Annotated in this window: 20 protein-coding genes; 2 read left to right on the forward strand and 18 right to left on the reverse strand. The window is 28.4% G+C overall.

From position 1 onward, the window contains the following. The first annotated feature begins 120 nt into the window (after positions 1-120). A complete protein-coding gene (locus ACZ41D_RS10860) occupies positions 121-777 on the forward strand; it encodes an NAD(P)H-hydrate epimerase (RefSeq protein ID WP_464151427.1) in 657 nt (218 codons plus the stop codon). 151 nt (positions 778-928) lie between these two features. Here the strand turns inward: ACZ41D_RS10860 and ACZ41D_RS10865 are convergent, their stop codons facing one another. From ACZ41D_RS10865 to ACZ41D_RS10900, 8 genes are all read right to left on the reverse strand, one after another. Next, on the reverse strand, positions 929-1804 hold the full coding sequence (locus tag ACZ41D_RS10865) for a hypothetical protein (RefSeq protein ID WP_464151428.1): 876 nt from the start codon (positions 1802-1804) through the stop codon (positions 929-931). After that, positions 1801-2196, reverse strand: a complete 396-nt coding sequence (locus tag ACZ41D_RS10870) for a hypothetical protein (protein ID WP_464151429.1) — start codon at positions 2194-2196, stop codon at positions 1801-1803. The genes ACZ41D_RS10865 and ACZ41D_RS10870 overlap by 4 nt, the downstream gene beginning before the upstream one ends. Further along, complete coding sequence (locus ACZ41D_RS10875; protein WP_464151430.1) at positions 2183-3514, reverse strand: RAMP superfamily CRISPR-associated protein; 1332 nt, start codon at positions 3512-3514, stop codon at positions 2183-2185. The genes ACZ41D_RS10870 and ACZ41D_RS10875 overlap by 14 nt, the downstream gene beginning before the upstream one ends. Positions 3515-3517: 3 nt before the next feature. Further along, complete coding sequence (locus ACZ41D_RS10880; RefSeq protein ID WP_464151431.1) at positions 3518-7012, reverse strand: CRISPR-associated protein Csx11; 3495 nt, start codon at positions 7010-7012, stop codon at positions 3518-3520. 25 nt (positions 7013-7037) lie between these two features. After that, positions 7038-8252 (reverse strand): RAMP superfamily CRISPR-associated protein, encoded by a 1215-nt coding sequence (locus ACZ41D_RS10885; protein WP_464151432.1) that lies wholly within the window; start codon positions 8250-8252, stop codon positions 7038-7040. Beyond that, a complete protein-coding gene (locus ACZ41D_RS10890; protein ID WP_464151433.1) occupies positions 8245-9480 on the reverse strand; it encodes an RAMP superfamily CRISPR-associated protein in 1236 nt (411 codons plus the stop codon). Before ACZ41D_RS10890 ends, ACZ41D_RS10885 begins: the two co-directional genes overlap by 8 nt. Positions 9481-10658: 1178 nt before the next feature. Beyond that, positions 10659-11150, reverse strand: coding sequence for an N-acetyltransferase family protein (locus tag ACZ41D_RS10895; protein WP_464151434.1), 492 nt, complete (start codon positions 11148-11150; stop codon positions 10659-10661). A 184-nt stretch (positions 11151-11334) separates the two neighbouring features. Further along, on the reverse strand, positions 11335-11808 hold the full coding sequence (locus ACZ41D_RS10900; protein WP_464151435.1) for an NUDIX hydrolase: 474 nt from the start codon (positions 11806-11808) through the stop codon (positions 11335-11337). A gap of 377 nt (positions 11809-12185) precedes the next feature. Here ACZ41D_RS10900 and ACZ41D_RS10905 point away from each other — a divergent pair, with 377 nt between their 5' ends. Further along, positions 12186-12410: a hypothetical protein gene (locus ACZ41D_RS10905; RefSeq protein WP_464151436.1), complete on the forward strand. Its 225-nt coding sequence runs from the start codon at positions 12186-12188 to the stop codon at positions 12408-12410. 209 nt (positions 12411-12619) lie between these two features. Here the strand turns inward: ACZ41D_RS10905 and ACZ41D_RS10910 are convergent, their stop codons facing one another. From ACZ41D_RS10910 to ACZ41D_RS10955, 10 genes are all read right to left on the reverse strand, one after another. Next, entirely contained in the window at positions 12620-12829 is a 210-nt protein-coding gene (locus ACZ41D_RS10910) for an aspartyl-phosphate phosphatase Spo0E family protein (protein WP_464151437.1), read from the reverse strand. Between the two features lie 427 nt (positions 12830-13256). Next, on the reverse strand, positions 13257-13400 hold the full coding sequence (locus tag ACZ41D_RS10915) for a hypothetical protein (protein WP_464151438.1): 144 nt from the start codon (positions 13398-13400) through the stop codon (positions 13257-13259). A gap of 347 nt (positions 13401-13747) precedes the next feature. Then, complete coding sequence (gene glmS / locus ACZ41D_RS10920; protein ID WP_464151439.1) at positions 13748-15574, reverse strand: glutamine--fructose-6-phosphate transaminase (isomerizing); 1827 nt, start codon at positions 15572-15574, stop codon at positions 13748-13750. A 408-nt stretch (positions 15575-15982) separates the two neighbouring features. Continuing rightward, positions 15983-17329 carry a phosphoglucosamine mutase gene (gene glmM / locus ACZ41D_RS10925; protein WP_464151440.1) on the reverse strand — a complete coding sequence of 449 codons (1347 nt, stop codon included), beginning with the start codon at positions 17327-17329 and terminating at the stop codon, positions 15983-15985. A gap of 100 nt (positions 17330-17429) precedes the next feature. After that, the gene (locus ACZ41D_RS10930) at positions 17430-18773 is read right to left on the reverse strand and encodes a CCA tRNA nucleotidyltransferase (RefSeq protein ID WP_464151441.1); all 1344 of its coding nucleotides are present in this window, start codon (positions 18771-18773) and stop codon (positions 17430-17432) included. Positions 18774-18803: 30 nt separating this feature from the next. Continuing rightward, positions 18804-19370: a DUF6512 family protein gene (locus ACZ41D_RS10935; protein WP_464151442.1), complete on the reverse strand. Its 567-nt coding sequence runs from the start codon at positions 19368-19370 to the stop codon at positions 18804-18806. A 303-nt stretch (positions 19371-19673) separates the two neighbouring features. Beyond that, positions 19674-21359: a peptide ABC transporter substrate-binding protein gene (locus ACZ41D_RS10940; protein ID WP_464151443.1), complete on the reverse strand. Its 1686-nt coding sequence runs from the start codon at positions 21357-21359 to the stop codon at positions 19674-19676. 98 nt (positions 21360-21457) lie between these two features. Continuing rightward, positions 21458-22429 carry an ABC transporter ATP-binding protein gene (locus tag ACZ41D_RS10945; protein ID WP_464153141.1) on the reverse strand — a complete coding sequence of 324 codons (972 nt, stop codon included), beginning with the start codon at positions 22427-22429 and terminating at the stop codon, positions 21458-21460. Beyond that, positions 22426-23373 (reverse strand): ABC transporter ATP-binding protein, encoded by a 948-nt coding sequence (locus ACZ41D_RS10950; RefSeq protein WP_464153142.1) that lies wholly within the window; start codon positions 23371-23373, stop codon positions 22426-22428. Before ACZ41D_RS10950 ends, ACZ41D_RS10945 begins: the two co-directional genes overlap by 4 nt. Before the next feature lie 61 nt (positions 23374-23434). Further along, a complete protein-coding gene (locus ACZ41D_RS10955; RefSeq protein WP_464151444.1) occupies positions 23435-24364 on the reverse strand; it encodes an ABC transporter permease in 930 nt (309 codons plus the stop codon). Between the last annotated feature and the right edge of the window lie 13 nt (positions 24365-24377).

A 24377-nucleotide genomic window follows, 5' to 3' on the forward strand; every position in this document is an offset into this window, starting at 1 on the left:
CAAATTGCACAATTACTACAAGTTTAATTTTCTTTAAATATTTTACTATTTAATTTTATCAATAGAAGAAACATAAATAAAAAATTAATATGGTATAATGTGAAGTAAAGGAGGGATTTTATGGTTACTGTAACAGGTAAACAAATGAAATCAATAGATAACTTCTGTATAGAAAAACTCGGTATCCCTGGTATTGTTCTCATGGAAAATGCTGCATTAAAGGTAGTAAAAAACATTGATATAAGTAAATTTCATTCATTCACAATTGTATGTGGCTGTGGAAACAATGGAGGAGATGGGCTAGCAGTCGGCAGGCATCTAATTGTAGAAGGAAAAAAAGTAGATATATTCATAGTAGGAAACTTAAATAAAGGCAGCAGAGATTTTGATATAAACTACAATATTCTAAAAAATATGGGTGTAAATATGAATTTAATTGAAGCAGAAAAAGATTTAAATACTCTAGCAAAATCTCTTAATACATCAGATATGACTATAGACTCTTTGTTTGGGACAGGGCTTACTAGAGAAGTAAAAGGCTTATACAAAGATGTTATTTCATGTATAAATAATCACAGTAAATACATATTGTCAGTAGATATACCTTCTGGAGTAGATTGTGATACTGGCGCAGTCCTTGGCTGTTCAGTAAAAGCAAATAAAACCGTAACTTTTCAGCTTATGAAAAAAGGTCTTATTAATTATGAAAATGTAATTGTGGAATCTATAGGGATGCCTAAAGAAGCTATAGAAAGTGTGTTAAATAAAAAATTTTAGGGTTTTTATAATATCTAATATTTTTTAATTTATAAAATTTAATAGCGAAAATAAGGTTTTCTACCCTATTTTCGCTATAATTTTTAACACAATTTTTTATTTTTCCTTAATCAAATTATCTAACGATAGCTTTAAATATCTATTGTGTTGTTCATTTAAAAACAAATTTTCCTTTTTCTAAAAATAGTTTGCCTGTAAAACCACTTAAGCCATTTAATACTTTACTACCGGGGTAAATACAAAATGAAGCCTTTTTATCTTCATCATAGACTGAATATTCATATATAAGACCATATTCTCCCTTTATTCTAATATCAATTTCTGGTTTGAGTTGTAAATAATTCTTCAATCTAATGCTTTCATCTCCACTATTTATTTCAATAGTACCATCACTATTAACCCCCCAGTTACTTAACTCGCTTTTAACTTCTTCTCCATTTAAAGTTCCTATTAATTGCATATAGCCTAATCCATAGCGAGTATCTCCACCAACAAATATTTCTGAAAATATATCATTAACTTCAATATTATCTTCGTTGTTATCTTCGCTACCTTCTACCCCCAATAACCCTATCCAGTAAAGCTGTTTTCCCGTGAGCTTATCTCTTTGACAAATTAATTCTGTCATATGTAGACCTTCATTTTTAGCTGACCTTATAGTAGATTCTATTGATGTTGAAACAAAACTGTCAACAAATCTAAATCTAAATTCATCTTCTGAATATTTTATTTTTTCATCTTGGCTTTTGAAATAAAATATTCCATTCTCGTATTGGGGATATAAAACTATATAGCTACTATCTTCTTTAAATGCTGGGAAAAAACAAGTTATAGTTTTTAATCTATCTCCAATCTTTTTTATATCTTGTACATTATTAACTTCTTGTTTTGTAATATAGGTATTAGTTAATGCACCCCACATAGTATGTCCATTGATAAACAGGCTTGTTTGACTTAATACACCGTATTTGCTTTTTCCTAAATAAATTGGTTGTTTCTGTTTAAATATGAGCTTGTACCATTTCATGCACTTTTGCCCCCATTGTCTTCCATTCCCTTAAGATGGTATCTAGCATAAGTTAATATCCTTTCTAAAACACTTCTGAAAAAAAGAAGTTCATCTAAGTTTTGCGGGAGTTTTTCAAAAAATTTTTCACTATTTTCTTTTATTTCTAATCCCATTGCATTTATTAAATTTTTACCATCTTTAGATTTTATAATTTTTTCAACAAATACCTTTTCAACATCATTTGTTTTATTTTTTTTAGACCTACAATAAACAAAATATGCATAAACTCCGTCATTGATTAAAATACCCAATAATTTTTCTAATTCATTCTGCACTCCTTTAGTGTTTGCTTCTTTAGCTATATCATAGGAAATTTTATTTATTAGCACATCAAGGTTATTTCCTGTCATTATTTTGTGCCCCCTCTTTGCCATTGCTTTCTTCGTTGTTTAAAACAACCTTCATCCTGCCAAATCCTCTCGTTGTAAGTCCTCCTATTCCTAATGTTTCAAAATAGCATTTACTATTTAAAAGCATATTTTTTATGTCTCCAATAGTAGGTAATATACCTTTGTCAAAAATACTCTTATCAAAAATTCTTATATTTCCATAGAAAATTGTTCCTCTTGGGATTGCTTCTGAAGTAAATAACCCTCCATCCTTTGCTGTACCTGTTATTGGGTCAATTGATACAGATGTTCTTACCTCTAAATTAGCATTTACAACTTGATTGAATATTTTATCTGGAACTATAACTATATCTTCAGCTCTAATAGTTAATTTGAATTCACAATCCTCTATTTTATAAACTTCTTTTACATCTTCTGATTTTTTAACTTTTATATTTAGCCACCCAAGATTGATACAATAATCTCCTGATTCATCATACTCATATGCATATTCTATTTTATCATCTGTATTATTTTTTTCTGCATTATCCGTTAGATATTTTAATTTTTCTTTTGTAGTAATAAATTTTGTACCATCTCGTGTATAAACAGGAAATAAAATAATCTCTAAATCAGAAAAGAATAGTGTTCCCTGCCATGAATTGTTGTTTTTAGAATAACCAAAGGATTTACATACAATACATCTTCCACAATGTCCTTTTATAGTGTCTTCTTTTATTTCTTCTTCTTTTATTTCTTCCTGTGGTAATTCATCTTGTCCAGCACAATAAATTGTGGAATAAATGCTGTATTCTATTATTTCTTTATTTTCATATATTTTATCTAAAATACTTTCTATTTCACTATCTTGTTCTTTTTGTTGTTCTTTATATTTTTCAAAATAATTCCAAAAATCTTCCCAAAAAACATACCAATCTTTTTGACCATTATTCCAAAATATATGTCTAAGTTTTAAAATAAGTTTCCTGAAGTCAACATTTTTGAGGTTCTTTTTTAGATTTTCTTCATTTTCATCAATATGATAGCCTTTACCTTTCAAATAATCTATATATGATCCTATATATGATGTTATAAGATGTTCTTTTTCTTTAAACTTTGACCACATATGTTTTAAATCTTTCCATTTACCTTGAAAATAAAGAGCACTATAAAATCTCCAAGTACCTGCAATAGATGACCCAGGAATTTTAGGCACCCTGTTTAGCGGGTCCCTCACTATAGTATTATCTACCCGTCCAATAGTATATCCTCCTGTACCTATATATATAGGGTCTGTAGCTTTACTAAATATTTTAATTTCTTCAATCATTTTAGACATATTTTAAACCTCCTTCAAAGCTTTATGCCAAAATTCATACATATCTAAAAACATCAATATACTTTTTATAAATTTTACATTTTCTAAATTTAAAATATTATCTATGAAATTTGCTTTTGTATTGTCATCTTGCTTAATACCAAAAATTTGATATAGTTTTAAAACAATATCCTCGTTATTTTTCAATTCAAGAGTATTGTAGAATAAAGCAGCACAGAATTTTTTAAAATCATCATAGTTTTTACCTTCTATTACCTGCCAATCATACAATTTTGAATATAAAAGGCTTATAAGATTATTTAGCTTTGTCTTTAAATTGTCATGAAAAATCTCTTTAAATATTTCAAACTTTTTCCATTCTTCCCAAGTATACGGTCTATTATTTTTTAATTTTAAATATCTTTGATATGTTTTTTTATTATAGTAAATATCATTTATTCTAGTATTGGTATCTAGGAATTCAAAATCTATAGTGTTTGGATAAATAGTGTATTGTACCTCTTTAGTAGTATTAGAATCTAATGGTATGGAAAATCTTGCTTCATTATTTAAGAAGAAAAATTCAAAACCTTCATCATTGGTTTTATAAAGAGAATAAAATTTATATATATAATCATTACTGTCTTTACCATAATCTTCAAATTTGCAAGGCAACTTTTTCATTTCATCTTCATCTAAAACCAAAGCTGTTTTTTCTATATCTTCTGGTTTTTCTAATTGTCTTTCCATTTTTCTTAAAGCTTTTATACCTATATATAGAGGCATTTTATAATCTTGAACAACAACACCTATATGTAAAGGCAGTTTTCCATATACCCATTTAAAGTGCTTCATATATATTTCCTGCACTTTTTTAATAAAATCCTGTACTTTATCAGCAGGAATTATGAGTTGGGTTGATATAGGACTAGGAGATGTTATGGCAAATGCAGGTTTATATCTACATATTTCAACTAAATTATCTGGTTTTAATGTAATCTTTTCCTTCTTATCATTCTTTTTCTTCTTATCATCAACTTTTTCTATTGTTATTGGTTTTAAAAGGTATTTCAATTCATCAACATCTAGGTTATTATTTATAATTTCTTTTGCACTATCATCTTTAAAGATAAATTTTTTAGCTTTTGAAAGAGAAGTTATAAGTAGAATATTCCCGCTTTTATAATAAAAATCTAATCCTTTATATTTATATAGTCCTTCTGGATAACTTTGGTCTACTCTAAAAATCAACCTGTAATTCCTATATTTTTCTTGGTCTAAATCTAAAATTTTATATGCACTTTGATTTACTTCTTCCATAAAGTTTTGAGTACTATCCCATATACGTTTAAGCCTTGCTGGTGAAGGAGATTTAGTGATAAGGAATTGATATAATAGCTTAGATAATATTTCTATATCCCTGTCATTTAAATTATCCCATTTTATTCTTCTTTCTTTTATATCAATCTTGCCATCAGATATTAAATAATTAATTTCTTTATTTTTAAGATGAATTATTCTTTCAAATATTATATTTTTAATTTGAAGTATTATAAATCCTATGCTAACTAGATCTCGTATATAATTAATAAGTTTTGTATTATCTTTAATGTGATTGTTCTCTAGGTCAATTACTTCTTTATCTTTATCAAGCTTAACAATATCTTCAATATTAATATTTCCATTTTGAGTTAATTGATTGTTTAAAATATTTTCAATATCTTTCTTAAAATAAGTACAATAATTCTGATTTCTCTCACAATATACTATTTTAATAGTTTTAAACAACAATTCCTTTTTTTCTCTTTTATATTTTTTTAAATTATTATAGGACTTACTTAAATATTCTTGATAGTTTTTAGTATTTGTTATATTTTCAAAAATGTCTTGTATGCCCTTTTTATCAAAATATTCAATAAATTTATGTATATTATTTTCTTTCTTTTCATTATCTTCACAAGATGTATAAAATGTATCTGGATTATTTATATATTGTTTTATATTTTTAATAATTTTATTAACAATGAATCTCTTATCCTTATTTTCTCCTTCTCTTACTAATAGTCCACTCATCATTTCCCCATTAAGCCATAGGTCCAAATCAAACTTAAGAATTATAAGGGCAATTTTACCATTTTCATCCTGCAATTCACCTGTCCATATGGTTTCTTTTTCTAAATTCTCAAACCAGTTTTTAACTCTTAACTGTCTTCTATTAAGGCAAATATCACATACATGGTAATCTCCATCAAAAGTTTCTGCAGTCCTTACACCACAAACTTGACATATATTATTACTAGCTTTTTTTATTTTAGGAAGGCTGTATATCTTTTTATTTAAAAAATTATCTCTTGCATTTTCAAGTAATTTTGAAAGATTTAGAAGACCTTTGCTTTTTTCTGTACATAAAATACAGGGAAATATTTCTGAATCACTTTCTTCTTTAAAAATTTCATATATTTCTTTTTCTAATAAAGATAAGTCATTATGTATATTATAAAAATTAAATGAACTATTGGTTTCTATTTTTTCTCCCTTAATATTTTCTGGGGCAAGAAAATAAATCCCTGTTTCATCTCTATATATCTCATTACTAAGGGCATATTTTATTTCTATTAAACTTTTAACTTTATTATCAATTTCTTTTATAATTTCTTTGTAACCTTGTATATAACTACATTTTAGTGCTTTCTCATAAAGGGATTTTTTATCATATTGAACTCCAAGTATACACCATTTTATATCCTGTGGATTTTTCTGATATTCTTCAAATTTTTCATCATCTAATATTATAGCTGCTAAAGCACTTTTAAACATAGTAGCAGTCATATATGCCTGATCCCAAAGACTGACATCATTTATAGGGTAACGACTATCACTTAAAAGATGGCTATACCACTTTTTTATATTCTCAAATATATATTTTCTTATTTCTCTCCAAGATGGATCTGTAAAATAATTATTTTCTTTTAAAAAGTAAAAAAGATTCTCAAAAAAATTTCTTCTTTTTTCATCTAAATACATGGAATTAACCTGCTCTTTATAGCTGCCAAAAGCATTAGATAGCCACAATATTTCAAGCTGCTGCTTATTTTCATCAGGATTTCCTTTGTCTATACCAGAATTTATATTTTCACAACCTCTAACAAAAACCTTTTTTACAAATTCTTCATTGCTCACATTGCCCTTCATTATTTCAATAAAATTAATTCTTTTATTTTTTATGTTAATATCTGCATTATTAATAAAATCAAGTAATATATTATTACTATTTTGAGATATTTTATTTATTTGCATATCAAGTTTATAATATCCTTTATTATAATACACATTATATTTACCAAATTTCTCATATCCAAATATATCTTTAAATTTAATTTCATTTATAATAGGTTGAACCTTATTCTTCCAAATTGATAAACCAAAATGGGTTTTTCCCAAATTAAATAAGAGGGCTGCAGTTTCAGCTTTTAAAATTTCTATGCTATTATTTTTTAACACATTTATTTTATTAGTCATTTCCTACCTCCCCTTTTTGCCTTATTTATTTAATTTCCCATCCTTCATATTCATTTAACTCATCTTGATTTCTTTTTATTATAGTTTTTTCTTTCATCTCAAACTGTCCCCAACCGTATTTTCTTTTTGCTCCAATTCCTTCTTCTTGAAGTTTTTCTAGACATTTTATTATAAAGTCTAAATCTTCTTCTGCCTCTTTTCTCATCTCTTCTTTATTTTTGCTAAATATAATATCAAAAGGTGTGTAAACTAATATAAGATTTGCATCTTCTCCTTTAGGTACTACTTCAAAATATATTGGTGCTTGTCCTACTCTTTTTTCTCTTGAATGTCTATTTATAACCTCTATGTTAATTTTGTTAAAATACATAGGATAAAAAGTAAGTCTGCCTTTTTGAATTTTAAATTCTTTTTTATCTTTCGAGTTTTGATATATCCAATCTATTATTTCATTTATAATATTTTCGTAACTATTTGAACTCAATATATTATCAACTGTTTTTTTAGCCACTTTTCCACCAAAATTAAGCAAAATAAAACTAATAAATTGAGTTGCTATTTTCTCCTTTATCTCATCAGCCAAATTATCAATTTTTTTCTCATTGAATAATTTTTTCAATAGCTCATTTAATGTTTTTATTTCATCATTCCCGCTACCAAATATTCTTAAATATTTTATTAATTCACTGATTAAATTATTTTTATCTTTATTAATTGATTCATATATTACTTCAGCTGCACATACTTCAAGTTTTCCTTTTATTCCACTACCTCTCGCCATAGGAGTTTTGGTAGCTTTATCTTTTAAAATAGGATTATCTATAAAATAATAATATTCTTCATCATCACGGGAAAAATAGGGCTGTTTAAGTATAATGTTTGTAAAAATTGCTAATGTATATGGTATAGAACGCTCAACAATGTTTCTTTTTAAATAATCTTTACTAAAAAATTTTTCATTATCCTTATTTTCCCAATCTACCTCGTAAAATGATTTTATATATTCCCTTAGTCTATCTGATAATTCTTTTCTCTTTCTTAATTCTAACGTTTCATCTTTCGTTATAAAAAGAAATTTAGATTTCCAATAACATTTTAATTTATATATTTCTTGTTCATTAATTTGATTTAGCTCTTGTTTCTTGCAATAATCAAAAAAGTCATCACAATAATCAAAAACATCTTCTTTACTTTCAAAATCATTTTTTGACGCTAAAAACTCATGTATATGATCACTCACTTTTGTTTCCACCACCTTTTAAATCATATAATCCATCAAGGAGTAAAAATCCTGTTTCAAAGTTACCACTATCATCTTTTTCTACATATGGCAATATTTTTGATCCTTGAATGTCTTCTTTTCCTGCTGCACCAAATACTTTATGCCTTAGATATTTTAATTCTTCTTTTCTTTGTTTTTCTTTATCTTTTTCTTTATCTTCTTCTTTTCTTTGTTTTTCTTCATCTGTTTTTTCTCTTATTATATCTCTATATTTTATTTTTTCTTTTAAGGCACCCGTTATATAAGTTTTATATGTATTTTCTTCATTTTTATTTTTATTTTTATTTTTATTTTCATTACTTTCATTATCTTCTTCAATAATAAATTTTACTACTTTCCCTTGATTGTCGTTTGTTCCTTGCTTTATATTTTTAAAATGAGTCTCAATATTATAATTTCTAGAACTTTCTATGGTAATACATTTAGCAAACTTACCATATTTTCTTAAATCTATTTCCTGTTTTATAGATTCATCTATAACTTTCACTACTTCTACTCTGCCAAAACCAAGATTCCATTTACCACCTAAATAACCTACTTCATTTATAAAATACAAAAGTGGATAGAAATAATCTTCTAAAAGTAATTCGTTTACTTTAAACCTTACAGAAAATTCTCCAATATAAATTTTATATTTAATCTTTTTTCCCTTTTTAAATTCAAAATATATAACTCCATTTGCAATACTACTTCTTTCATTATTCTTATTATCTTCGTTATCATTATTTTCTTTTTTGCTTTCATTAGATAAACCACTACCACCGCCATCTTCCTCATCCTGATTATTTTTGTTCTCATCTCCTACATTAATTTCTTCTATAGTTATATTCCCTTTAAAATCCTCACAACCAAACAAAAGGTCAGAGCATTTCTTTTTTTTAAAAGTGTCTTTATATTCTTCCAAAATCATATTGTCCCAAGAAATATCTTTAGTATTTTCAAATAATTTCTTTAATATAATTTCATTAATATTTGGTTTGGAGTCTTCTTTTTTATTAGTATTTTTTGTTAGTTCATCCATTTGATCCATCGTAATTTTTCCCTTACTTAGTCCTACATTTGCAACATCTAACCAAAAACGCATGCATCCTAGAATTGCTGATGGCCTTATATCTATAAAATATTGTTTTGCATCTCCAAAGTAAATAGGAGTTAAGGTATTAAATGTAACATTTATTGTTTTCATAGGCACCCCTTCAATTCTATTTTTGTAAGTTTTTCTCATACTAAATTCTCTCTATTTTCATTTTATAGACATATTTAAACAGTATTTTACATAACATACTTTACATATAATTATTATATTATACAAAAAATCATAATTATATAATTAATGGTGTTTATTTACTTTTATTATACTATATATGTCAAAAAAATCAATTTTTTATGTTTATTTATTATATTTTGATAAAATAAAAAGCAGGCATATGCCTGCTTTTTAGCTGTATTTATAAATATGGCAATAGGTGAATATTTAAACTTTAAGTTTGCTTTACAATTTCGTCCCAAGCAATAAATCCTACACTAGTTGCTGTCGACATATCAATGATACCATCTTCCTTAATCACCAATAATGGTTTAGAATTCATTGCTCTTTTAATATCATAATATTATCAAGTTTATTGATTTAATTTTGCTCTGCTTAATTATAATCTCATCTATTTATTCATCACTCCCAATTTATAGTTCCTTTTAATAGTATAAAACAATTATATTTTTTATTATAACATATGCTTTTAATAAATCATCACTATGTATTTTCAAAATAAACTCGTTTCGAAATTTCACTTCCCTATTCTCTTTTTCTGATTTTTTCTCTTTTTGTTCTGGTTCTATTTTAACATCTATAATAATTCATTAATAATCCTAAAATAAAAATCATAGCTCCAATAAGGTTCTCTACCCTATTTTCACTATGATTATTAGCACAAGTTTTATTTTTCTTTAATTAAATTACCTATTTATTTGTATACCATTTGAACTGATTTACTATAGAACCGTCTGCTTCTGTCTTGAGCAATTCTACATGTACGTTATAATTATTGCCTCCAAAATTTTCTTTAAACGTGATAAATTTGATGTTAGTGTCATCATGATATATATTATAATTTACATTTCCTATTTGAAGTTCGTCTAAAATATAATTATCTAATTGTGATATAAATTGTTGTGATGCGTCTTTATAACGAATCTTAATAACAATGGTTTTATTTCTTTATTTGTAATGTTATTTCTTTCTGCACTCATCCTAAAATTCTCACTGATTTTTATTATATAATTCATTTTTACACATTCCTTTTTTAATTTTTCATATTTTTTTAATCCTTTTCAATTTAATCCACTTTAGTAAAAATTTTTTTATTATTAATAGTTATATTCATATTTGCCTATACTTATTTTTTGAGTAAGTGCTTCATTCTCCAGCGGTTTTCTTATTTCTATGAGATTTAAAACATTATAACCCCTTTTCAATAAAAATGGTATTATTTTATCATTATTTGGATGAACCCAATTGTAAACTGTACTTCCTCCTAATTTCTTAGCTAACTTCTCTGCCTCCTCATATAATCTTGAAGCTATTCCTTTTCTTCTTGAACTATTGGAAACAAATAATGATTCTGCCCACACTACATCACCATCAACCCTGCAAACTAAATATCCTACCAACTCATTGTCACTATTTTCAGCAACAAATATAGGAAATTCTGCTTCCATGTATTCTCTAAATTCTTCCTTTGCTTGTTCTATGTTAACAGATGACTTAATTCCTTTAAGTTTTTTTAATTCTACTCTAAACTGTGCTATCAACTTAGATATTCTTTCTTCATCTTCAAATTGTGCTGTTCTTATAATCATAACTTAATCCTCCTCTCCAACAGTTTATTTATTGTTTCTTTTTTATCCCTGAACCAATTGCCAATCCTACACTCATACCAATGCACATACCAAACAACTTTATGTAATATCATTATACATTAAGATATACAAAACTTCACAAGTTATACGCAAAAGAAAATTCTGTATGTCTGCGTTAATGGTGTCAAATCTCAACAGGTTCTTCTGGTATGAAACCATTAGTTATTTTTAAAAGTTCTTCACCAAGATTATCTGCAAAAAATAAATCAGAAGAATTCATTATCTCTTCAACTGACCACCATTTCCAATCCTTTATTAATCTTTTTTCTGTACAAGTCATGTTTTCAAATTTCATATTTGAATGTTCAATTCTTACAAGATAATACCGTTCTTCCGAAATGAACTTATCCCCAGAATTGTTAGTAAATATCTTATTTCTATAGTAAATCCATTTGAAGTCACCATTTACTTCAAGGCCTAATTCTTCATACAATTCTCTATATAATGCTTGCTCAAAACTTTCGCCTTCTTCGATACCACCGCCAGGTGCGACCCATAATGTCTTATGTTCCGAAAGCATTGCAAACTCAAATTTAAATAAGAAAATCCTGTTTTCTGGATTTAATAGTATTGCTCGACTTGATTTTCTAACTTTCATCTAATCCCTACCTAATTTATAAAGTTAACTTAACAATATTTCTACAAATGTGTACCATATACTTTTATTTTACAACATACGACTTATAAAAACATCTGTTTTTCCTCATTTCCTTGTGTTTTCAAAATAAATACATTTTGAAATTTCACTTTTCCACTCAAAAATGAAAATAAAGTCGGTAAGAAAATAAGAGAATTAATAAAAAAATAAACAAAATCAAGAATTAATTTGAAAAAAATAAGGTAGGAAAAAAGTTTTGAATTAATTTTGGAAAGAATAAAAAGAGAAAAAAAGGAATAAATAGATATATTTTCTTGAATACTACAGCTTAATTTTATATAATATAAATAAATATATTTATTAAGGAAGTGAGTTCATTGAAAAAAACTAACAATTATTTGGCTTTAGGCCTTTTGTTTAGTTGTATAAGTATTATCTCTGCAACTTTTGAGTTATTGCCAAATTTTGCAGAAGGGCTTTGTGTTGGTCTTGGGCTTACGTTTATCTTTATGAATATAATTGCTTCTAAATATGATATTTCTAAAATAAGAAAGAAAAAAATAAGTTTATTAAAAAATGCTTTTGGAAATAAATATAATTAAATTGAGAACAAGACACCTTGCCAGAAAAGAATTCTACCTCGTTACCTTTTTCATTTGGACTTAAAGATTTTATTTCATTTTCTACATATAAAAAAAAGTATTCTATAATTGTCATTTATTCTCCTTCTAATTTTTAAATAACTTAATTTATATATAAAAAACCCAAGGCTTATTTTAAGTCTTGGTTCATAAATTTAAATTAGTATTTTTTATCGTTCATTCTTTAAATACTTTACAATTAATTCATCCAGTTTTTTGCTTACTTCTAATATTTCTTCATTTCCTGCTATGTTATTTTCTCTAGCTACTATATCATCTAACTTATTTCTCACTTTTTCTATTTCTTTCTTTAACTCACTATTTTCAATTTCCTGTTGGTTTTTTATATTTTTTTCTTTGTATAAATTTCTATCGGCCATTTTTATCATATCCTCCATATCATGTAAACAATCATAACTAGAGTAGTTCCTTTAATCGATAGATAATTAAATATTTGAATATTTTTTAAGTACCGTTCAGCAATTTCATGGCAGATATTAGAGTAATAAAACTTTCTCTGTTGATTTATCAACATGCATATTGTTTTACAAGTATTTGTAAGTTCCTCCTATAAAATTGTGATTTGTAAATTATACTATTACTTATCTTAAAATAAACAAACACACTCTCTGCCTACTTAATTCAGTAAAAAGAGGTGTGTTTGTTTTATCCGTTCATAAAACTATTAAAATATTAATTTATGTCATTTTTGTAATTAACATTTTTAATCTATTTTGCATCTATTTTTAACATTGATAATCTTCATGTCTTCATTTGATATAACAGCATCTTTTTTCAAATATGTTTTTATTTTAATATTTCTTTCTTAACAAAATTAGCATAACTATCCCAATTTTTTAAAGAATATTTACTATGCCTGAAAAGTGGAATAATCTTTCTTCCTAATTTATTTTGATTAGGTTCTACGTATTTACATTTTCTATAGTACAAATCATTATTTTCACTATCATAGCACCCTTTATGACATAAGGCTGTGGTTTCAAAAAAAACTCTTTCCGAAATCCTACCCTCATTCCTTCATTTTTCAACCTCCCATTTTCTTCCTCAAAATAAACTCCTTCCGAAATTTCACTTTTTTATTTCCTTAATTTTACTTTTTTCTCTCGAAAAATGAAAATAAAGTCGGTAAGAAAATTAGAGAATTAATAAAAGAAATAAACAAAATAAAGAATTAATTTGAAGGAAATAAGGTAGGAAAAAAGAGAGTTTTGAATTAATTTCGGAAAAAATAAAAAGAGAAAAGAAGGAATTAAAATCCAACTTTTCTCCTTATTCGCCTATTCTACAGTAACACTTTTGGCTAAATTACGTGGTTTATCTACATCATTACCTCTTTTTAAAGCTACATAGTATGCTAGTAACTGCAAATGAATTACGCACAGTATTGGTGCTAGTTCATCAAGTGTATCTGGTATATATACTACTTCATCTGCTGATTTTTCTACTTCTTTATTCTTTTCTTTAGCAAAAGCTATAACATGTGCTCCTCTTGCCTTTACTTCTTTTATATTACTTAGCATCTTGTCGTATAATCTATCTTGTAAAGCTAATGCTATAACTGGAGTCCCCTTTTCTATAAGAGCCAAAGTGCCATGCTTAAGCTCACCAGCAGCTATTGCTTCTGAATGCAAGTATGATATCTCCTTTAGTTTTAACGACCCTTCCATAGCAAGGCTGTTATCTAAACCTCTGCCCATATAAAATACATCATCTACCATATATATATCATCTACTATTTTCTTTATATCTTCAACACTATTTAAAACATTATCTGCTTTTGAGGAAAGATTTCTCATTTCATCTAATATCATATTGTATTCCTTATCTTCTATCGTACCTCTTTTTTTAGCAAAATACATTGCTACCACTGCTAATGCAACCAATTGAGTAGTATAAGCCTTAGTAGAAGCTACTGCTATTTCAGGACCTGCCCAAGTATATAATACATCATCAGCTTCCCTTGATACACTACTGCCTACTACATTGGTTACAGCCAATACTCTTGCACCTTTTTCTTTTGCAAGCCTCAATGCAGCCAATGTATCTGCTGTTTCTCCAGACTGGCTTACTACTATCATCAATGTATTTTCATCAAGTAGTGGACTGCTATATCTAAACTCAGAAGCTATATCAACAATAGTTGGTATTTTTACATATTTTTCAATCATCATTTTGCCAAACATTCCAGCATGGTAAGCCGTACCACATGCTACTATATATATTCTATTTAAGTTATCTAAATATTTCCCGGAAATATTTATATCATCAAGCTTTATATTATTATCCTTGCTCAATCTTGGCGACAATGTGTCTTTTATCGCTTTAGGTTGCTCATATATTTCTTTTAACATAAAGTGGTCATATCCACCTTTTTCAGCAGCCTTTATATCCCAATCTATCCTATAGACATCCTTTTTAATAGGTGTACCATCTGTTTTCATAAGTTCAATAGTATCTTTAGTTAATACTGCCATTTCACCATTTTCTAGCAAATATACATTTCTTGTATAATTTAATATAGCTGGTATATCAGAAGCTATAAAGTTTTCACCTTCTCCTAATCCTATGATAAGAGGGCTATCTTTTCTTACTGCTACTAATTTATCAGGATCATTCTTGCTCATGATAGCAAGTGCATATGCTCCTTCTAATCTTTTCACAGCTTCCTTAACAGCCTCTACAATATCTCCATTATAATAAAAATCTATCAAACATGGTATCACTTCTGTATCTGTATCAGAGCAAAAGCTATATCCTTTATCAATAAGCTCTTCCTTAATCTCTAGATAATTTTCTATAATTCCATTGTGTACTACAGCTATATCGCATTTACTATTTAGATGTGGATGAGCATTTGCATCTGAAGGTTCTCCATGAGTTGCCCACCTTGTGTGACCAATACCTATTTTACCTTCTATATTATTGCTCTTTAATTTTTCTTTTAATTCTTTAATTCTTCCTTTATTCTTTTCTACCTTTATTTCATTATTATTTAAAACTGCAACACCTGCAGAATCATAGCCTCTATATTCTAGCTTTTCTAAGCCATCTATTAAAATATTTATAGAATTTTTATCTCCTATATATCCTACTATACCACACATATATATCCACCTTTCTATATATACTTTTGCCATTTAAAGTTAAATAATATTATCGTTCAATATTTTATACCTTACTCCATTTTTCGTGAAGAAAATAATCACCATATAAATGGTAATAATAAACACTTGAGTTTCTTTTGTACCTTTAATCGCTTAAAGGTTTTGTAAAACTCTAACGGTGGTGTAAACACCGCAGGGCACCCGCCGAATAATTCGATAAACCCTGTCCTCGTCAACTTAGAAATCCTTCTAAGTCCTGGCGCTTTTATTCAGTTGTATTGTATGCTATAAACATCACCTCCTTAAAAATAAGAAACTTGCATAATAGAAAATTTATAGATTATGAAATTCTGAATCTGCATATATTATGCAAGTTTTTCATATATCAAAAATTAGCTAGTATTGTAATTAATTTAATCTTTCTTCAATAATATTAGCTAATTTTTCTGCTAATTTTTTTATTTCATCTTCATCTTTACTTTCTATCATAACTCTTACTAGTGGTTCTGTTCCAGAAGGTCTAATAACTACTCTACCTTCTCCATGAAATTTATTTTCTAATATTTTTATTTCTTTTTGTATCACTTCGTCTTCTAGATACCTTTTTTTACTTTCATTATTAACTCTTGCATTTACTAGAACCTGTGGGTATGTAGTCATTATCTTTGATAAGTCTGAAAGTTTTTTACCAGTTTGTTTTACTACTGATACAAGCTGTAAGGCTGTAAGCAGTCCATCTCCAGTAGTATTATAATCTAAAAAGATAATATGTCCTGACTGTTCACCACCTAGAACATAACCATTTTTCAGCATTTCCTCAAGGACATATCTATCTCCAACCTTAGTTTTTACTATATTCATCCCATTTTCCTTTAAGTACACATCTAGTCCCATATTGGTCATAACAGTCCCAACTACAGTATCGTTATCTAGTTTTCCTTCATTTTTTAATTGAGTACCACATATAGCTAATATATGGTCTCCATCTACTATATTACCTTCATTGTCGACAGCAATAAGTCTATCTGCGTCCCCATCAAAAGATAACCCTACATCTGCATTAGCTTTCTTTACTAGCTCTTGAACCTTACTTGGATTTGTAGAACCACAATTTACATTTATATTTACTCCATTAGGTGTATCGTTGATAACCTCTATATCTGCTCCTAATTCTTTAAGTACTATTGGTGCAACCTTATAAACTGCTCCATTGCCACAATCAACAGCAATTTTTAATCCTTTAAAGTCAACATTTACTGTACTTTTAATATATTCAATATATTTTTTCATTCCTTCGTCTGTCCTTGTTACTACTCCTATGTCACCAGCAATAGGCTTTAGTGGTATATCCTTTTTATTTAAAATGATATCTTCTATCTCATTTTCTACATCATCATTTAATTTGTATCCTTCTGAGTTAAAAAACTTTATACCATTGTACTCTACAGGGTTGTGAGATGCAGAAATAACTACACCAGCATCTGCCTTATATGCTCTAGTAAGGTATGCCACTGCAGGAGTAGGTAATATTCCTACAGACAACACATCAACACCTACTGAACATATCCCTGCAGTAAGTGCTGCCTCAAGCATATCTCCTGATTGCCTAGTATCTTTTCCAACTACAATTTTGGCATTTTTCTTACCTTTACACAAGATATATGCTCCAGCTTTACCAATATTATAGGCTAGCTCAACAGTTAAATCTTTGTTTGCTACACCTCTAACACCATCTGTGCCAAACAAATGCCCCATATAATCCCTCCTGTAATATCATATCTATTAAATCTTATCATATTTTGTGTATATATACAATTTAATTACATCACGGTTTTTTAATTTAGACCTTACTAATTCATTTATCGTTTATAAACTCCCTTTGCACTATATCTATAAGTTTTTCCTTAGTATTATATTCTGGATTTTCTAAAACTAACTCCAATAAATAATTCAATATTTCACCTATACGCTTCCCTTGAGGAATTCCCAATTGAATAATATCTCTTCCATTTATTGCCAAGTCCCTAACAGTCATAGCTTCTTTACTTGACAATATTTCACGAATACTACTTTCTATTTTTTCTATTTCATCCTGAAGAATAGAACCACATGAACATGATATATCAGCTTTATTTAATGCTATAAGTTTATGTATATTTTCCCTTCCTATCCTTCCTATCAATCTTTTTAATCCTTTATTGCCCAATTGATTATGAAAAATCATATGTTCTCGTACTAGATTAGTGACAATTTTTATTCGGTCCTTTGAACACTTCCACCTTGTAAGAATATCTTCAGCCATTTGGGCACTCTTCTTGTTATGTCCATAAAAATGTCCTATTCCTTCTTCATCAATAAAAAAACATGACGGCTTGCCTATATCATGAAATAATCCTGCCAATCTTGTATCTAAATCATTAGGGCATCTGTCTACAACGCACAATGTATGGTCAAATACATCTTTATCATGATTAGGGTTTTTTTGGTCAAATCCTACTGCTGTAGTCAGCTCTGGCAAGAAATAATCTAAAAGTTTTGTTTTTTCCAATATATTTAAGCCTTTTATAGGATTTTGGCTGGTAAGTATCTTAAAAAACTCTGCAGTTATCCTTTCTATACTGATTTTTTTTAATCTATCACTACATTTATATATTGCAGATAATGTGTTTTTTTCTATATAAAAATCTAGTTGGCAACAAAACCTTACAGCTCTCATCATCCTCAATGCATCTTCTAAAAATCTCTCCTTTGGATCACCTACACAACGTATAACTTTATCATTTATGTCTTTTAGTCCACCATAAGGGTCAATAAATCCATCTTCTCTATTATATGCTATAGCATTTATAGTAAAATCTCTTCTTCTTAAATCTTCTATTATGCTTTTCCCAAAAGAAATCCATTCTGGTCTTCTTCCATCAGTATATAATCCTTCATTTCTAAAAGTAGTTATTTCAATAGGCTTATCATTTATAATTACTGTCACTGTCCCATATTTAATACCTGTTTCTACAGTTTTATAATCCTTAAATATTTCCATAACCTCTTTAGGAAGTGCTGATGTAGCCACATCCCAGTCGTGAGGAAGTAATCCTATAGTTATATCTCTAATACTTCCACCTACTACATAAGCATCATAATTATTTGACTTTAGTCTTCTTAATACTACATCTACTTCATTAGGTAATAAAATATTCATAAATAATTACTCCTAGCATTTTATATTATGTCACTCTATACCATATCCTCCTGTAATTGAATCCCTAAAAATAGGTAAATGAGGAGGATAAAATGTAAATACTACTAACATTATACCAAATATTATGAAAATAACTAGCCCAATTGTATTAGCTTTTCTAGTTACATTCTTTTTTAACACATTATAGCTTACCACTTGACACAATATAGCTGCAAAAATATACAATGCAATATCTATCCAGAGTATGTTCTCGTTTGTTATAGAAGTATATGTATATATTATTATAACAATAACTGATTCTAATGTCATAAGCCCCAATGCTTTGCTAAGAAAAAAACCATTAATATATCTTCTGATTTTAGGATACTCAATAATTGAAAATGATAAGAGAGCCCAATACCCTAATTTTAGATGCTCCCAAATACTTTCATTTACTGGAGCAATAGCACCTATTATTAAAATCTTTCCTGACCATTCATACAAAGAATGCCATAACAATCCTACTACTATAATCCAAGCTATACCTGCCATTTCCCATTTAAACACTTTTCTTTTATAATTAAACATATATCGTTGCCAAAATCTTAATTTCAGCAACATTCACCTCCTTGCCTTTATTTTGTGTTATAAACATAGGTGCTTATACTATATTTGTATACATTTTTCTCATCCTGTAAAAATAAAAGCTGGAATCTATCCAGCTTATAATTTTTGTTATTATATATTATTATTCAACTGTAATCTTTTATTCGCAACTCACAACAGCCATACCAAAATATGTAGGTACTTGATATGATAATAATGACCCTTTCATTAGTAATTTTATTTTACTAATTATTTATAATTACTAAAAGGGTTCCTTTAACACAGAACCCTTTTAGTATTAATATAAGTATTTAATTATTTTTCAATATATGCATTTCTATAAAATTCCCATCCTAAAGGTGAAACATGCAAACCCTTTACATAAGGCTTTAATAAATAAGTAGTATTGTAATAATATATTGGCATTACAGGCATATCTTCCATTAATATGTCTTCTGCTTTATGATAAAGTTCTACCCTCTTAACTGGGTCTTGTTCTTCTCTTGCTTGTAAAACTAATTCGTCATATTTAGGATTTGAATAATTAGCATCATTATTTGGACTATCTGTTACCCATAAATCAAATAGTGAACCTAAATCATTAAAATCTGAAAGGTATCCATGTCTAGCAATTTGATAATCTCCTTGACTTCTAGTGTTGATAAATACTTTCCACTCTTGATTAGTTAATGAAACATTTATACCAAGGTTCTTTTTCCACATTGCTTGTATTGCTTCAGCAACAGCCTTGTGATTTTCATTAGTATTATATATGAAAGTCACTTCAGGGAATCCTTCTCCATTAGGATATCCTGCTTCTGCAAGAAGTTTTTTAGCTTCCTCAACATTAGCATTAACATCTATATAAGGATCTACTTCTGATCTAAAGTCTTTGTTTTCATCTATGCCAGGAAGTCCATAAGGAATAAAGCCTATCGCAGGTTTCTGACCACCTTGTACAACAGTATCTACTATTGCTTGTCTGTCTATAGCTAAAGATAAAGCTTTTCTAACCCTTGCATCATCAAATGGTTCTTTCTCTACATTAAAACAATAGAAGTAAGGACCTAATTGACCAACAACTTTAGCTTCACCAGAATTAATAAGTACTGGAACTTGAACAGAAGGAATATTTGACATATAGTCTATTTTTCCAGTTTTATAAGCTGTTAAAGCAGTGTTTTCATCTGTAATCATAACTAACTTAACTTTATCTATTTTAACATTATCTTTATCCCAGTAGTAAGGATTTTTCTCTAATAATATATATTCATTATGTTTCCATTCTTTAACTCTAAAAGGACCATTGCTGATAATAGTTTCTGGATTTTGAGCCCATCCATCAGGATCACTTTCAACTATATCTGCTTTAAGAGGCAATAATAGATGCCAAGAAATTATATCCATAAAATATGGAACTGGATAATCTAAAGTTATCTCTAGAGTTTTTTCATCTATTACTTTTACACCTACATCTTCTGCTTTTGCTTTTCCTTCATAAAATGCTTTACCGTTTTTAATGCAATAAGCATGGTAAGCATAAGATGATGCAGTATTTGGATCAAGAACCCTTACAATACCATATTTTACGTCTTCTGCAGTAAGAGGAGATCCATCAGACCATTTAAGTCCATCTCTTAGATGGAAAGTATATTTAGTTCCATCTTCAGAAATATCCCAGCTTTCAGCTATACCAGGTTCTGGCTTATCATTATCAAGGTTTATTCTAGCCAAACCTTCAAATATATTGAATATTATTGTAGAACCATCTGTAGCATTATTAATTGCAGGGTCAATTGTTCTTGGTTCACTTACAATATTTGCAACTATCATATTTTCTTCTTCTACATTTGTGTCTTCTCCTGTATTTTCTTCTACGTTATTAGTACTTGTCCCCTCATCAGAAGTATTGCTAGTATTTTGGCTGCCACAACCAACTACTATTGTTGATAACATTACCACTACTAGCAACAAATACAAGACTCTAGATTTTCTTTTCATTTTATTACCCACCCTTTCTTTAATTTATTTTTTTATAATATTTATATTAAAAGGTCAAAAGACCTTTTAAATCTGTAATATCAAAATATACTAATTACTTAAAATAAATGGCAAGCAACCATATGATTATTACCTAGATCTTTTAACATAGGTTGGTCTTCAGCACAAATTTTCTTCCTATATTTACATCTAGGATGAAATTTACATCCTCGTGGAGGTTTAATAGGACTTGGAACCTCTCCTTCCAGCATAATTCGTTTCCTCTCTTTTGCCTTATCTGGGTCTGGTATTGGAATCGCAGATAACAATGCTTTTGTATAAGGATGCTGAGGATGCAAATACAATTCATTGCTTTCTGCTATTTCAACCATATTCCCTAAATACATAACTGCTATTTTATTGCTTATATGTTTAACCATAGAAAGATCATGAGCTATAAATAAATAAGTCAAATTATATTTACTTTGCAAATCTTCCAATGTATTCATTATTTGTGCCTGAATTGAAACATCTAAAGCAGAAATAGGTTCATCACATATTATAAATTTTGGCTCTACTGCCAAAGCCCTAGCTATACCGACCCTCTGCCTTTGACCTCCAGAAAATTCATGAGGATATCTATTTGCTTGTTCTGAATTTAAACCAACAATGTCTAACAGTTCTTTAACCCTGTCTTTTCTTTCCTTATCTGTATACATATTATGGACTATCATAGATTCCATAATAATATCTGATACTGTCATCCTAGGATTTAACGATGCATATGGATCTTGAAATATCATCTGCATCTGTTTACGAATAGGCATGATTTCTTTTCTCGACAAATTAGTTATATCTTTATTATCAAAATATATTTTTCCTCCAGTAGGTTCATAAAGTTTAATAATCGTCCTTCCTGTAGTCGTTTTTCCACATCCACTCTCACCTACAAGACCTAATGTTTCACCTGGCTTTATACTAAAACTTACGTTATCAACTGCTTTAACATATCTTACTTTCCTACCAAAAATCCCTTTTCTAATAGGAAAGTATTTTTTTAAATTCTCTACTTTTAATAAATATTCCACTATATCACCTTCCCTTTAGCCCTTGCTTCTTTATATAAAAGCCAGCACCTTACTTCTTGACCATTATCAAATTTCATTAAACTTGGATCTCTCATAAGACAAATCTTCATAGTATGAGGACACCTAGGACTAAAAGGACACCCGCTTGGAAGATTCAAAAGGTCTGGCGGCTGACCTTCAATTGGAACTAACCTTTCCTTTACCAAATTATCAGGATTTGGTACTGATTTTAATAGTCCTTTAGTATATGGATGTTTTGGATTATAGAATATATCTCTTGCAGACCCCTTCTCTACCATATTACCAGCATACATAACCATGATTTCATCAGCAATATCCGCTACTACTCCAAGATCATGTGTAATAATAATAATTGAAGTATCTAATTCCCTTTGAAGTTTTTTCATCAAATCTAATATTTGAGCTTGTATAGTAACATCCAATGCAGTAGTAGGTTCATCTGCAATTAATAGTTGTGGATTACATGAAATAGCTATTGCTATCATAACCCTCTGTCTCATTCCTCCAGAAAACTCATGAGGATAATTGTTCAATCTATTTTGAGGGTCAGGAATGCCAACTTCACCGAGCAACTCTATAGCTCTTTTTTTGGCTTGATCTTTTGACATTTTTTTATGCTTCATAAGTGACTCACAAATCTGATAACCTATAGTTAAAACTGGATTTAGCGAAGTCATAGGGTCTTGAAAAATCATCCCAATATCATTTCCTCTTATTTTTTGCATGAAACTTTCGTCTTTATCTACAAGATTTTCTCCATTAAACAATATACTGCCTTTTTTAATTTTCCCATTACTTCCCAACAACTTTACAATAGACAACATAGTAACACTTTTGCCGCTTCCTGACTCGCCTACTATTCCAAGAGTACTACCTTTCTTAACAGAAAAATTAAGTCCATTAACTGCTTTAACTTCTCCTGCCATAGTATAAAATGAAGTTTGAAGATTTTTAACATCTAAAATTATATTATTCACTTAAAATCACCTACTTTCTTAGTTTAGGATCTAATGCATCTCTTAATCCATCTCCTAGAAAATTAAATCCTAAAATAGTAATACATATAGCGGCAGCAGGAAAAAACAGCTGATATGGATAAAGGCTCAAAGAAGAAATAGCATCATTCACTAACACACCCCAGCTAGCCATTGGTGCAGAAACACCTAACCCTACAAAACTTAAAAAAGCTTCTGTAAATATTGCACTAGGTATAGATAGTGTTAATGTAACTATTATTGGCCCCATAGCATTAGGTAATATGTGCCTGAATAATATCCTACGTTGAGATGTACCTAAAACTTTAGCAGCCAATACAAACTCTTCTTGCTTAATCCTTAAAACTTCAGATCGCACTATTCGAGCCATACCTACCCAATAAGAAATCCCTAAAGTAATAAAAATACTTTTAAGTCCAGGACCTATTATTACCATAAGTAAAATAACATAAATCATAGTAGGAATACTATAAAGGATATCAACTATCCTCATCATCACATTATCTACTCTGCCACCAGCTAAACCCGATATTCCACCATATATAACTCCAATAGTAAGGTTTATGATGCTAGCAACAAACCCTATACTTAAAGATATTCTAGCACCATACATAACTCTAACAAAAATATCTCGCCCAAAAATATCTGTTCCAAAAGGATGAGATAACGTAGGAGCTTTATTGGAAAGATCAAAATTTTGTTCATCATATTCATAAGGAGAAAAAATCGGACCAAATATTGCAAATAATGTTATAACAATTATAATAATAAGACCAAATAAAGCCATCTTATCTTTTTTTAATCTTTGCCATACATCTTGCCAATATGTACGACTAGGTTGTAAAAATTCATTTTTCTTTTTTGCTTCTTTACTTACTTCTTCAAACAATTCATCGTTTATTTCTAAATATTGATTTTCCAATTATCTTTCCTCC

The organism is Brassicibacter thermophilus (genome assembly GCF_055378355.1).